Consider the following 13,824-nt stretch of genomic DNA (forward strand, 5'->3'; position numbering starts at 1 on the left):
TTTTAAAGTTTTAAGCTTAAACCTAATTGATAAGTTATGGAACTTGGCCTAGCCAAATTCTGGTCGGCATCTGCCCATTCTGGGTCCCATCCTTCGAATTCACTCGCAGCAAATACAAAAGGATTGAGTACGTTGGCATAGATTCTAAAACCTTTGATGTTCAACTGATCCAACACCGATGGACTAAAGGAATATCCCAGTGCTATATTTTTCACCTTCACAAAGGAAGCATCCCTGTAGAATCCAAAATCTGTACCCCAAAACTGCCCTTGACCTCTAGGTCTTGGAATTTCATTGGAAACTTGAACCGGAAGACCGGCTCCGTTTTCAGGAACATAATAGCTATCCCAATCCAAATGGTTTCTTCCACGATCGTTGGGATCGCCAAAACTATCGTTCAAAAAGTCACTTCTCACCAATACGCCTTGCAAGGCAATGGCGGAAACCGTCAAATCAAAATTACCAACTCTTAGATTGGAAGTAATTCCACCGATCCAATCCGGTTGATTACTCCCCAGTACAATTCTATCATCATCTGGATCAAACATCCCATCTCCATTTATGTCTTTGGGCCTAGCCTCCCCTTCTTTCATACCATAAGAAGCGGCCTCTGCAGCCTCGCTAGCCTGCCAAACGCCATCAAATACATAATTGTAATGGGCATTTAGGGCTTCACCAATGAAAAATCCATTACCTGGGTCATCCTGTTCACTTTGACCGTAGACAGATTCAAGGGAGTTGACATTTTTACTGAACGTAAAATTGGTTTCCCAGGAGACAGTTTCTGTCTGTATGTTCCTTGTCACCAAGGATACTTCTACCCCCTTATTGCTCAAAGAACCTACATTGTTGTTTACGCTAGGGATACCAGCTTCTATGGGCAAATCTTGCCTAACGATCAAATCTTCGGACAGTCTATCGTACACATCTACTGACCCAAAAATTCTATTTCTTAAAAAACCAAAATCCAAACCAAAATTCAATTCACGTGTTCTTTCCCAAGACAATAACTTATTCGCCAGTTCATTGGAGATAAATCCGTTGACCGCATCGCCATTAAAATCGTAATACCTTTGAGTGTTAACTCCGTTTAAAGTGGAATAAGGGTCTACATTGTCATTACCAGTATAACCAATACTAGCTCGTAATTTTAGGTTATTTATGATTTCACTATCCTTTAAAAAACCTTCTTCGGAAAGTTTCCAGGCCAAGGCCAGTGATGGGAAGTTTTGCCATTTATTTCCTTCGGATAAAACTGAAGAACCATCCCATCTAATGGATGCCGTTAATAAATACTTATTCTTGAAACCGTAATTTAGCCTTCCCGCATATGACATCAAGGTGTTTTTTCTGTAACCTGATGATAAGTTAAAACTACTCTGCGCACCTGAACCCAAATTGTACCATAATGTTTCAAAAGGTTGGCCATTAGAAAAGGCATAAGATTCTTCCGTTCTATTGGAATAGAAACTTTGTAATCCTAAAAAACTCAATGTATGATCATCTTTAAAAGTATGGTTGATATTAAATTGATTGTCCCAAGTATAATTGAAGTTTTCCAACTTATCCAAACTTGCCGTATTGGTCCCGCCATTTGATTGGCCTACGTAGGACTCAGCAGCATAGGCTTGACCATGTCTTCTACTAAGTTGCCCTGCGGAAAAGGTTGTTTTAAATGATAACCAATCAAGCGCATTGTATTCTACGAACATATTGGCAAGTGTTCTCCACCTTCTTATTTCTTGATTGGAATTAGCAATCTCCACTAATGGATTTAAAGTACTTGTCTTATTAAAGGCCCAATCACCATTAGGGTACACCAGTTTTCCAGGCTGAAAAAACAATTCACCTTCCAACTGGTTGCCATTTTCATCTATTGCCCAAGGAGATGTAAGTGGACTTAACCTAACAGCATCTCTTGCCGCTTGTTCACTACCCAAATCGTTAATTTCATGGGAAAGGGTCAAATTAACCCCAGCAGAGAACTTATCATTAAATTTATGACTGATACCTCCCTTAAACGTGTACTTGTCCAGTTGTTCCTTAGGAAGCAATCCCTTGTCCTTTTGTAAACCTAGAGCTAGGTTGTACGCCATTCCATTTTCTGACCTACCGTTCACCGAAATGTAGTTGTTCTGCAACTCTCCATCTCTATAGACGGCATCTGCCCAATCAAAATTGTAACCGGCATTAGCCCTTTTAACAAGCTCTGGACTGTTATTACTAGCTAATGAAAAGTTATTCTCTGGGGTATCACCCAAGGGGTCATCTTGATTTAAATAAGCGGTTTGGTGATAGGCCCACCATTCTTGACCGTCCATAAAATCCGGAAACCGCGCCCTACGGACTATCCCATAAGAACTTTCAATGTTCACGGAAATCCCCCTTTTGGCAGTAGTTCCACTTTTAGTAGTAACAATTACCACACCGTTGGCCCCTCGAGAACCGTAAATTGCTGCCGAAGACGCATCCTTTAAGACATCTATCCTTTCAATATCCTGTGGATTTAGAAAATCAATGCTCCCGGTAGGAACACCATCTACAACAAATAGAGGCTGTGTATCACCACTAAAGGAGTTGTTACCCCTAATATTTACATCAAAACCGTCACCAACCCTACCTGTATTGGTCGTAATTACCACACCGGGCAAATTACCCTGTATACCTTCTAGTGGGTTGTTGACACTTCTTTGGGTTATATCTTCCGTTGAAATGCTGGTTACGGAGCCGGTAAGGTCCTCTTTTTTAACCGAACCATACCCTACTATAACTACTTCATCAAGGGATTCCGCATCCTCCTGAAGAGTAACAGTAATAGATGTCCTGCCATTTACCGGCACCTCTTGAGTTGCAAAACCCACATAACTAATAACCAAAACAGCATCGTTAACCGGTAACATTAAAGTAAAATTACCGTCAAAATCTGTTTGCGAGCCTGTAGTGGTTCCCTTAACCACTACACTGGCCCCGGGAAGCGGTTCATTTAAGGTTGCATCATACACCGTTCCTTTTACGGAGGTTCCCTGTTGCGCTCGGGCAACACCCATAGAAAAGATAAAACAAGCCATTAAAGCTAGCTTACCTCCAATGGAATACCCATTTTGTTTGATAAAAATTTTCATTGTAACTGTAATTGTGTTTAGTTAGTTTACATAGCTAATTGACCAAAATATCTTTCGCATTAAGTAAAGTTTACCTTATCTTATTTTGAAAGAAGAAATCTCAATAATTTTATGCAATCGATTACCCAATATTACTAAAAATTTTATTTCTAGTATCGTTTTTTTAAACTAATTTGATTTTTTAACAATTTAACCCTTAATATTTTATTTATTTACCAAATAAAGTCATCGAAATAACATATAACACAAATAATTTGATGGTGAGGCTTAAATATTTTGTAATTACTCCTTATATTGTAATCGATAACACCTAGAACTTTACCCTATATTTGGCCCAGTCACAATTAATCCTAGTCTAACTGAAGAACACGGATGAAGAAAAAAACCACTATTTACGATATCGCCAAGGAATTGAACATTACTGCGGCGACCGTATCTCGCGCACTAAATGACAACCCCAGGATAAGTGCCGAAACCAAAAAGTTAGTACTGGAAGCCGCCACAAGACTTAATTACAAGCAAAATAGGGTTGCCCAAGCATTAAAGAGCGGAAAAAGTAAAAATGTTGGAGTGGTTCTTCCCTATATCAATAGAAATTTTTTTTCCTCTGTTATTAGGGGAATTGAAGAAGAACTAAACCCCAAAGGCTACTATGTCATAATTAGCCAGACACATGAAAAGGAAAACAAGGAAATAGACATTGTACAGAACCTTTTGGATGCCCAGGTGGACGGGATCATTATCTCCGTTTCAAGACAGACCAATAGTAATAAGCATTTTAATCAGGTATTGGCCAAAAATGTACCCCTCATATTTTTTGACCGAAAAAAAGAAATTCCCGGTACCAGCTCTGTTACCTTGGACGACTTTAATGGGGCCTATAGAGCTACCAAACACTTATTGGAACAAGGTTGTAGGAAAGTTGCGCACATGACTATTGACCTTAGCCTTTTAATTTATCAAAATAGGTTAGGAGGTTATAAGAAAGCACTAGCCGAGTATGGCATCGAATTTAATCCAGAGTATGTTATTGCCTTACAAAGTGAAATTACCGCTGGTAAGGATGCAGCCAAAAAACTAATGGAGTTGCCAGAACCACCGGATGCCATTTTTTCCGCAACCGATTTGGGTGCATTGGGTGCGATTCAGCATCTGAAAGAGGTAGGAATGAACATTCCAGAGGATTTTTGTGTAGTGGGTTTTAGTAACGAACCTTTCACCCAGTTCATGGAGTTACCCATTAGTTCCGTTGATCAAAATCCAGTTTTAATGGGAAAAACCGCAGCGAAGGTCTTTTTGGAACAAATAGATTCCGAGGGTGTAAAAATTGAAAAAAATGTGGTTTTAGACCCAACTTTGGAAATCAGGACTTCTTCCCAAAAAAAATAAAATTAATAAGGGTTTCACTAAAGTGAAACCCCTCTTTTCCATGGAATAAAATCATTTTGATTGAGCACATCAGCCTTTGCCGAAATTTCTCCACTCGCCACCTTAATGACGTGTTCCAATATTTCTTCGCCCATTTCTTCAATAGACTTTTCTCCTCTTATGACCCCACCAGTATCAATGTCTATAATATCTGGCATACGCTCGGCCAAAATAGTATTGGAAGCAACTTTTAAAACCGGTGCAATCGGGTTACCTGTAGGTGTACCTAATCCTGTAGTAAAGACTACGATATTGGCTCCAGAGCCCACCATTCCCGTGGTACTCTCCACATCGTTTCCTGGGGTACACAACAAGTTTAAACCAGGTTTGGTTACATATTCACCATAGTCTAGAATGGCTTCAATGGGAGAGGTGCCCCCTTTTTTTGCAGCCCCCGCAGATTTCATGGCATCCGTAATGAGGCCGTCCTTAATGTTTCCAGGGGAAGGATTCATATCAAAACCGGATCCAGCCGCCACCGCAGCATGCTCGTACGCCTTCATTAATTTCATAAATCTTTGGGCGTCTTCGTCGTGCACGCATCGGTTTACCAATTCTTGCTCCACTCCGCACAGCTCTGGAAACTCGGATAATATGGGCGAACCTCCAACAGCGGCCAAAATATCCGAAGCATAACCTAAGCTAGGATTTGCTGAAATACCTGAAAAACCATCGGACCCCCCACATTCCAAGCCCATTTTCAATTTTGAGATTGGAGCAGGTTTCCTTTCTATTTTATTGGCCTCTTTAATGCCCTCAAAAGACTCCGTAATAATGGTGTTTAGCATTTGATCAACCGTACCCATTTGTTGCTGCTCGTAAATCAAAACAGGTTTCTCCAAATTAGGGTCTATAGTATTTAAGGCATCTTTTAGAATTTGAATTTGAAGATTTTGGCAACCCAAACTTAATACCGTTGCTCCGGCCACATTTGGGTTTTTAACATATCCCGCCAAAAGCTTGGCAAGTGTTTCTGAATCTTGCCTTATACCTCCACAGCCACCTTGGTGGGTAATGAAACGTACTTCAATATTTTCAAAAGTTTGCTCTCCTTCTGTCTCATTATCATTGATACTAGCAGAAGGATTTCCGCCAATCAAGTTTCTTAAAAGCTGTCTTTGTTTGTTTACCTTCCCAATGGAAAGTTCCTTTTCAAACACATCTTTCAATATTTCAATGTTTCGGTTTTCACAAAAAACCAAGGGAAAAAATAACCATACATTGGCGGTGCCTACCTGACCATCCGGTCTGTGATAGCCCAGAAAGGTCCTATTTTCCCACTTTGAGACATCTGGAGGACTCCAATTCACCGACTCAACGGTCTTTTTCTCCACCGGACTACTTTCATGCCTAACATTGGTAACCGTTAAAGCTTCACCCCTTTTCACTTGGCTAACGGCCTTACCAACCAAAACACCGTACATGATTATTTCATCATTGGCTTCCAAATCTATTAAGGTGATCTTGTGTTTCGCCTTTACATCTGAAAGAATGATAACCTCTTCCCCTTCAAAAGTAACCCTATCTCCCTGAACTAAATCTACCAAGGCTATGGCTACGTTATCTTCTGGCTGTACTTTAATTAGTTTAGTTTGCATATTTTATGCTTTTAATTCATCTTGAAATTGCTCAAACCCCTTTTGAACACCCAAAGTATTCAAATTTTTCAAAGCCAGGGCCACACCTTCTTTTAAGCCTTTTACCTTAGTAAGGTCTTGGTCCCAATAATTGGTATTCTCCAATACTCTTTGTGCCACTTCTTCAAAGGTAGACGTTTCCCAAATAGATTTTAAATCATCCATGATGGCTTGGTCATCATTTACAGGCATTGACCTATTCTCAAACTCCCCCTTGTAAAATTGTAGCAAGCATGCAAAAGCAAAAACCAAATGTACAGGCAACTTTTCTTTACGTTCTACATACTGCAACAAACTAGGCAATACCCTCACCTTAAATTTAGACATGCTGTTAAGGGCGATACTGGATAACATGTGTTTCACAAAGGGGTTTCTAAACCTATCAAAAACAGCATTGGCAAAAGCTTCAAGTTCTGCTTTTTCCATATCCAATGTTGGGATAATTTCCTCAAAAACCGCCGATTGAATAAAAGGCCCCGTAAATGCTTCGTCTACACTCTCTTTTACTGTTTCATTGCCATACAAAAGGGAAAACGGAACCATAGCCGTATGAGCCCCGTTTAAAATTCGGACTTTCCTAGTTCTAAAAGGCTGCATATCATTTACAATTTTGACATCCAAATCGGTTTTATGAAAAGGCAACTTGGCTTTTAAATCTTCACCTCCCTCAATGACCCAAAGAAAGAAGGTTTCTGCACTTACGATTAGATTATCCTTATAATCCAACTGACTGTTATATTCCTCTATTTGATCTTTAGGGTAACCCGGCACAATCCTATCCACTAAAGTGTTATGAAAAGTACAGGCATTATTCACCCAAGATTTAAAGCCTTCTGACCACCCCCAAAGTTCTATATAGTCCAATACAATTTTCTTTAAAGTATCGGAATTGTAATTGATAAGTTCACAGGGGATAATTGTTAGGCCTTTTTTTACATCCCCACTAAAATGGTTGAACCTATGCTGTAGCAATACAGTAAGTTTTGCCGGAAATGAGGATGGTGGAGCCATATCTGGGGTATCGCTTTCTACATAGGCAATTCCAGCTTCGGTAGTATTGGAAATAATAAATTGCAATTCCTCCTTTTTCGCAAGTTCTAAATATGCGTTAAAGTCTTGGTAAGGATCTATTCCCTTTACAATATTCGTAATGAGTTCTTTCTCCTCAATCTCCTTACCTTCCTTAATTCCTTTAGTAAACAAGGTGTATAATCCGTTTTGATCATTGAGCATGGAGACCAATCCTTTTGAGATAGGCTGAACTACGGCAATACCCGCATTGAAATCCACTTCTTTGTTGAGTTTTTGAAAGGCGTATTCCACAAAAGCTCTTAAAAAATTTCCTTCACCAAACTGAACTACCTTTATAGGTAGTGTATTTTCGGTATTGGTTAGTTGTCTGTTTAAATTGTTCATTTTGGTTGTTTCTTTGAGTTAGTGTGACGATACATGTGATTCAAATGCACCGTAAAATAGCAAAGGCGAACGACCTTTGGTAGGCCATTCGCTCTTAGTCTTAGCAATCGTTTCTTTTCTAATAGATCTTATCTAGCTACCCTACCGGAAGCATCGCCTCCCATGAGCTTTTCCACCTCGTCCACGGTCGCCAGGTTGGCATCGCCCTTGATGGTGTGCTTAAGGCAGGATGCCGCCACCGCAAAGTTCAGGGCGTTCTGGTCGTCCTCAGGGTATTTGAGAAGACCATAGATCAAACCTCCCATAAAGGAGTCTCCCCCGCCTACCCTGTCCACGATATCCGTGATCTGGTACTGCGGGCTCTCGTACATCTTTTCCCCGTCGTAAAGTACGCCCGCCCAGGTGTTGTGCGATGCGCTGATCGAACCCCTTAGGGTGGTGATCACCTTTTTAGCCTTCGGGAACTTCTTCATCATCTGCTTGCAGACCGATAGAAAGGCCTCCGCCTTCACGTCATGGCCGTGTTTGTGGACGTCCAGCCCTTCCGGGTGTATGCCGAAGTGCTTCTCCGCGTCCTCCTCGTTGCCCAGCACGATGTCGCAGTACGAGGTAAGCTCGGTCATGATCGCCTCGCGGTCCCCGCCGTACTTCCATAGCTTGGCACGGTAGTTAAGGTCCGTGGAGATCGTAATGCCCCTGTCGCTGGCCGCCTTTACCGCTTCCAAGCAGGCGTCCGCCGCACCCTGGGAGATGGCCGGGGTGATGCCCGTCCAATGGAACCATTCCACCCCTTCGAAAACGGCGTCCCAATCTATCAAGCCCTTTTCGATTTCCGCCATGGCGGAATGGGCCCGGTCATAGACCACCTTGCTCCCGCGGGAAACCGCGCCCGTTTCCAGGAAATAGATGCCCAGGCGGTCGCCCCCGTAAATTATCTTATCGGTGCCAACGCCCCTTTTGCGCATTTCCATCATGGCACATTCCCCTATATCGTTCTTGGGAAGGCGGGTCACAAAGTCCACCGGAACCCCATAATTGGCCAGGGAGACCGCTACGTTGCTCTCCCCGCCCCCATAGACAACGTCAAAACTGTTCGCCTGAGAGAACCTTAAAAATCCCGAGGGGGCCAAGCGAAGCATGATCTCACCGAAGGTCACTACTTTTTTCATGTAGAAATTATATTGATTTAGTTAGTATACTATATTTTACTTCAATTGATTTGGAGGACATACATCCATGTCGCCATAATCCAAATTCTCACCAGCCATTCCCCAAATGAAAGCGTAATTGCTAGTTCCTGAACCGGAATGAATAGACCACTCCGGAGAAAGTACCGCTTGGTTACCCTCCATAAAAATATGTCTTGTATGCTGTGGCTGACCCATAAAATGACAAACCGTTTGCCCTTCTTCCAAATCAAAATAGAAATAGGCTTCCATTCTACGCTCGTGGGTATGGGCCGGCATGGTGTTCCAAACATTTCCTTGTACCAATTCCGTAATTCCCATTTGTAATTGACAGGTCTCAACGATGCTATTCACAATGAGCTTGTTCAGAATTCTTTTATTAGCGTATTTTTCATCACCCAATTCAATTACCTCAGCATTTTCCTTCCCTACTTTTTTGGTTTCAAAACTGTGATGTGCCGGTGCGGAATTCAAATAGAACAAAGGAGAACCTTCGCCCTTAAAAATAACCTCCTTAGCACCTTTTGCCACATATAGAGCCTCCTTTTTATCGAGTTCATATATGGTACCGTCTACGGAAACTTTTCCTTTTCCACCTACATTTACAATACCCAGTTCCCTCCTATCCAGAAAATTTTCTGATTTCAAATAAGGTATGGTTTCCAAATGCAAATCTTTTCCTGCTGGTTTGGCACCTCCAACTATATATCTATCATACATTGAATAGGTTAGATTGATAGTACCATCCTCAAAAAGGGTATCTATAAGGAAATGTTTTCTAAGTTCTTCGGTTCCGTACTTTTTAGCATCTTCTGGGTGCGATGCATATCTAAACTCATGTTTTGTCATAATCAAAAATTATATATGTAATCGATTACGCGAATATAATCATTTAAATGAATCCGCAGAATTATTCTTTGAATTTTAAACTTATCTTAATAAAACATTGCATAATACAAGTTTTTATCAACTCCACCAAAAACCTATGTTCGTAAGGTGCCATTATGACCAACCGTTGCACGATTTAAATCATTTGTTCCCCAAGAAAAGAGATTCAAGGATATATTCTATCAACTTTTAATGGAAACTTGCTTTTGGGTATACTTACTAAAAACAAGGAACAGTATACCACACATTAACCAAGCTGGAAGGGTTACAAAAGATAGAAATACATCAAACTGTAACGATATAAAATAAAAGAGTCCAAAACTAATAGCCCATGCAAAGAGAACCGCCTTATTATACTGAATGTTACTTTTTTCTGCGTAGTTGGATACAATACCCGCCTTTTCAGAAAAGAAATGTTCAAACACAATAATAGCACCAACAGGAGCCAGAATAAATCCATACAGCGCTACAAAATCTAACAATTTCATGGCAAAGGCCGGAAACAATCCTGCTATGGTGGCCACCGAACCTGCAATGATAGTTACCCAAAAAGTGGATGTCTTGGGTAAGATCGCTTGAAATGCCAATCCTGCCCTGTAAATGGTTGGGTTAGCAGTTGTCCATCCGGCCAATACTACTGCTATAATACCAAAAACACCCAGTGCTTTATGGGCCAATGGCCCTGGAGCCACCGGTGGGGCCTCTCCATTGCCCAACATTATCTGTGCTTCGGGAGACTTCAAATAAACCGCATACAATAATGCTGCTGCGATCCAAGCCATGTAATGACCTACGTACATACCGGCGGCGGTTGTCCAACCGGAACTCGCCTTTTTAGCAAACCTAAATACAGATAGGTCGCTCATACCAACATGCATTGCGGCATTGGCAAACCAAGACCACAATACAATGTGCCAGAACGTGTATTTTATCTGACCTGGAAAGGGTTCTGAGCCCTCCCCCCAAATGTTCCAAAAATCAGAAAAACTGCTAACATTCAATTCCTGTAACGAAACTATACCACAGGCCAAGAATGCCAAAACAATTACGGGAGACATATAGTTAGCCGCTTTGGAAACCGTATTGAAGCCACGGGCCGCAATTACGGAAATAACCGCCCCAATGGCCAATACTATGACAATCCAGGTGAGTCCATTGGGCATGGTATCCGTTAATTTGGGCATTTCCATATCAAAGGGAATACCCACTGCTGTTGCCGAAATAGTTATCATGGAGCCCGCTAAAAAACAAAACAGCACACCATTGGCCAGATTGTAGGCTACGACTAATTTCTTACCGCAAATCTTTTCTAATTGATAGTAGAGTGTTAAACGGTACTTTACCGCAATCTCCGCGGTTAAAAAACGCCAACTCAAAACTGCCAAAAGGTTTCCTATCAATAAACCAACAATTAAATCAAAAGCACTAACACCTGTAGTCAAGAACAAGGGACCAATAACAAACTCGGTACCGGCGGCATGCTCCCCGGCATACATTCCTAAGAAACTTTTCCAGCTTTTTAACCTGGATTGGGGTACCGGTTGGCGCTCAAATTCTTCGCCTACCAAATCTTCTACCATCTCTTCTTCTTGACTGTGTAGTGTCATATTATTCTAGGGTTGGTTATTTACAAGATGTAATGGCAAATCTTCCACTCGCTCACAACAAAGTTGATCCATTACTTGCTTAAATTGCATTTTAAGCATGGCAATGGTGTGGTTTCCTCCTTTGTTACCCAGTGCTCCTGCCCCATACATAAAAGATCTACCCATAAAGGTGAATTTTGCACCACTGGCCATGGCTCTGGCAATATCAGGACCTGACCGAAGTCCGCTATCGATCATCACCTCAATTTTATCGCCGTATTTTGGAGCTATTTCTTGCAGGGATGCAATAGTGGATTGTGCGGCATCTAACTGCCTGCCCCCATGATTGGAGACAATAATGCCGTCAAAACCCATTTTAATAGCGTCTTCAGTATCTTGCTCACTAGCAACGCCTTTTAAGACCAATTTTCCTTTCCATTTATCACGAATGGGTTTGATTCTATCGGCATTTAACTTACCGGAAAAGGTTTTATCCATAAACTTGCCCAACTGTTTTAGGTTTAACCCCTCAGGCGTGTATGGTTTTAGGGTCTCAAAAGTGGGCTGTCCATATTTCAAGGTATTATAGGCCCAAGTAGGTTTTCCTAAAATTTGCATAATATTTCTGGCAGACATTTTAGGTGGCAATGCCAAGCCATTTCTGATGTCCTTTGGACGATACCCGAAAGTGGGTACATCACAAAGCAACACCAAAACAGGGCAACCTGCGTGGTGCGCACGGTCCAGAATATCATTTCGTACTTCATCCTCCACTGGATTGTACAATTGAAACCAGGCCTTACCTTCGGTAAGTTCACTGGCCCTTTCGATATTCATGGTAGTGACCGTACTAAGAATGAACGGAACATTGTGTTTGTGAGCCGCTTTGGCTAAAATTTCGGGGGAATTAGGCCACATTAGACCTTGCAAGCCCACTGGGGAAATGCCGAAAGGGGCATCGAACTCCATTCCCAGCACTTTGGTCTTAGTAGCGCTTTCTTTATAATTTCTTAGGTACCTTGGCTGAAGCTGAACATCCCTGAGCTCAGCGGTATTCCTAATAATATTTACATCCTCATTACAGCCACCATCCAAATATTCAAAAGCGAAATTCGGAACCCGTTTTTTGGCTTTTTCACGTAGGGCTTCTACAGAAGGGTATTCTGAATTAATTTCACTTTTCATTTAGACGGTCTTTAGGGGATTTTGGTCCTTTAACCCATAGTTTTGGGCCAAAAATTCTGGATTTAGTTTGGTCTGTGAGATAACGATGGCCGCTCCTAGAGCGGAACCCAACGAAGCATCGGTAGTTCGTAATTTCATGCTCCGAAGGTAATAACTTAATAGTTTTATGTAAACATCGTTGTCGCTAAAACCGCCGTCTATGTATAAATCTTCAATTTTTTGATCCCCGATTGCAGAATTGATACTTTCTACCTGCAATAACACCAATTCCAACATCAATTGATGATAGGCGTGCTCAAATTTATCATAGGGAATTTGGGTTGCTTCCGGTTCGTTATTCCCTTGAATACTTTTCCATTTGAACATAGGTTCAAAATCCTTGTTGATTTCAAAAAAGGTGTCCTCATCAAACTTTACCGTTCTATGATAATCCTTATGGACATTAAAATGATCCGTAAGTTCCTTGACCTGCAGCTTGTATTCATTGCCTAGAAACAGCCGGGCCACTTTTACAGGGCTTCCGTCAATACGCATATTATAAAGACTCTCCCGCTTAATGTCTTCCAAAGAAAGAGCTCCCTCTGTAAATGGGTTGATGGAAATGCTCCAAGTACCTGTAGAAACCAAAAGAAAAGGCTCCGAAATGCTACTTACATAGGGCAACAATGCCGAAGAGCTATCATGAATTCCGGGACCAAAGGCTATTTTCTTACCCTTGTAATCTATATCTATCAAATGGTTACTTGGAACTATGGGAGGAAGCACCTTATCAACTCCCTCTTCAATTACCCACTGATGGTAACCGTTTCTTTCAAAATCCCAAAGATTGGTATGGCACCCAATACTGGTATATTCGCTTACGGGATTACCAGTGAACAAATAACTAAGGTATTGGGGCAAATGAAGTGAATACTTTATTTTGGAAAAAATAGCCGGTCTTTGGGTTTTTAGCCAATACAAATGCATCCCTGTATTGAGCATACCCATATTTAAAGAACCGCTTACCCTAGAAAATTCATCTATAGGGCCATACTTATCATAAAATGAATCAATAACCTCCTGATTCAAGGGTTTCATGTAATTATAGAGTGGGGTAAGAACTTTTCCTTCTTCATCAAAATGAACCAGACTTGCACCGTAACATGAAAAATTAACCGCCTGAACATCATACTCGGGCATTGCCATAATTCTATCAAAAGTAGCTTTCGCCCAATTTTCCAATTTGGCCAAGTCTTCCGTTGGGTAGCCATCTTCATCTTCAATTTCATCAAAACGGTCGTACTCCCTATATACCTCCTTAAAGTCCTTATCAAAAAGAAAAAACTTTTTATTGGTTCGGCCAATATCGAAAATTGCAGTTACTTTTTCACCCATC

9 protein-coding genes are annotated in these 13,824 nt (G+C 41.2%); 1 reads left to right on the plus strand and 8 read right to left on the minus strand.

What is annotated here, in order from left to right; all coding sequences use genetic code 11:
• Nucleotides 1-2 precede the first annotated feature (2 nt).
• Nucleotides 3-3,122: a SusC/RagA family TonB-linked outer membrane protein gene (locus tag IL355_RS00845; RefSeq protein WP_192460323.1), complete on the minus strand. Its 3,120-nt coding sequence runs from the start codon at nt 3,120-3,122 to the stop codon at nt 3-5.
• A gap of 372 nt (nt 3,123-3,494) precedes the next feature.
• Between IL355_RS00845 and IL355_RS00850 the strand changes: the two genes are divergently transcribed.
• Nucleotides 3,495-4,511, plus strand: a complete 1,017-nt coding sequence (locus IL355_RS00850; protein ID WP_192460324.1) for a LacI family DNA-binding transcriptional regulator — start codon at nt 3,495-3,497, stop codon at nt 4,509-4,511.
• Nucleotides 4,512-4,528: 17 nt separating this feature from the next.
• Here IL355_RS00850 and IL355_RS00855 read toward each other — a convergent pair whose 3' ends face one another.
• The 7 genes from IL355_RS00855 to IL355_RS00885 form a co-directional block, all read right to left on the minus strand.
• Nucleotides 4,529-6,148 (minus strand): UxaA family hydrolase, encoded by a 1,620-nt coding sequence (locus tag IL355_RS00855; RefSeq protein WP_192460325.1) that lies wholly within the window; start codon nt 6,146-6,148, stop codon nt 4,529-4,531.
• A 3-nt stretch (nt 6,149-6,151) separates the two neighbouring features.
• A complete protein-coding gene (locus IL355_RS00860; protein ID WP_192460326.1) occupies nt 6,152-7,603 on the minus strand; it encodes a tagaturonate reductase in 1,452 nt (483 codons plus the stop codon).
• 128 nt (nt 7,604-7,731) lie between these two features.
• Entirely contained in the window at nt 7,732-8,772 is a 1,041-nt protein-coding gene (locus IL355_RS00865; protein WP_192460327.1) for a sugar kinase, read from the minus strand.
• A 36-nt stretch (nt 8,773-8,808) separates the two neighbouring features.
• Nucleotides 8,809-9,639 (minus strand): 5-dehydro-4-deoxy-D-glucuronate isomerase, encoded by an 831-nt coding sequence (gene kduI, locus IL355_RS00870; protein WP_192460328.1) that lies wholly within the window; start codon nt 9,637-9,639, stop codon nt 8,809-8,811.
• A gap of 221 nt (nt 9,640-9,860) precedes the next feature.
• Nucleotides 9,861-11,285 (minus strand): purine-cytosine permease family protein, encoded by a 1,425-nt coding sequence (locus IL355_RS00875; protein ID WP_192460329.1) that lies wholly within the window; start codon nt 11,283-11,285, stop codon nt 9,861-9,863.
• A 6-nt stretch (nt 11,286-11,291) separates the two neighbouring features.
• The gene (locus tag IL355_RS00880; protein WP_192460330.1) at nt 11,292-12,449 is read right to left on the minus strand and encodes an alpha-hydroxy acid oxidase; all 1,158 of its coding nucleotides are present in this window, start codon (nt 12,447-12,449) and stop codon (nt 11,292-11,294) included.
• Nucleotides 12,450-13,823 carry an FGGY-family carbohydrate kinase gene (locus IL355_RS00885; RefSeq protein ID WP_192460331.1) on the minus strand — a complete coding sequence of 458 codons (1,374 nt, stop codon included), beginning with the start codon at nt 13,821-13,823 and terminating at the stop codon, nt 12,450-12,452. It abuts the gene before it with no gap.
• Nucleotide 13,824 lies beyond the last annotated feature (1 nt).

Source organism: Euzebyella saccharophila (genome assembly GCF_014855495.1).
Classification (GTDB): Bacteria; Bacteroidota; Bacteroidia; order Flavobacteriales; family Flavobacteriaceae; genus Euzebyella; species Euzebyella saccharophila.

Excerpts from the sequence above, each read along its gene's own strand:
- IL355_RS00845 (WP_192460323.1), bottom strand. The coding sequence starts at position 3,122 with ATGAAAATTTTTATCAAACAAAATGGGTATTCCATTGGAGGTAAGCTA.
- IL355_RS00850 (WP_192460324.1), top strand. The coding sequence starts at position 3,495 with ATGAAGAAAAAAACCACTATTTACGATATCGCCAAGGAATTGAACATT.
- IL355_RS00855 (WP_192460325.1), bottom strand. The coding sequence starts at position 6,148 with ATGCAAACTAAACTAATTAAAGTACAGCCAGAAGATAACGTAGCCATA.
- IL355_RS00860 (WP_192460326.1), bottom strand. The coding sequence starts at position 7,603 with ATGAACAATTTAAACAGACAACTAACCAATACCGAAAATACACTACCT.
- IL355_RS00865 (WP_192460327.1), bottom strand. The coding sequence starts at position 8,772 with ATGAAAAAAGTAGTGACCTTCGGTGAGATCATGCTTCGCTTGGCCCCC.
- kduI (WP_192460328.1), bottom strand. The coding sequence starts at position 9,639 with ATGACAAAACATGAGTTTAGATATGCATCGCACCCAGAAGATGCTAAA.
- IL355_RS00875 (WP_192460329.1), bottom strand. The coding sequence starts at position 11,285 with ATGACACTACACAGTCAAGAAGAAGAGATGGTAGAAGATTTGGTAGGC.
- IL355_RS00880 (WP_192460330.1), bottom strand. The coding sequence starts at position 12,449 with ATGAAAAGTGAAATTAATTCAGAATACCCTTCTGTAGAAGCCCTACGT.
- IL355_RS00885 (WP_192460331.1), bottom strand. The coding sequence starts at position 13,823 with ATGGGTGAAAAAGTAACTGCAATTTTCGATATTGGCCGAACCAATAAA.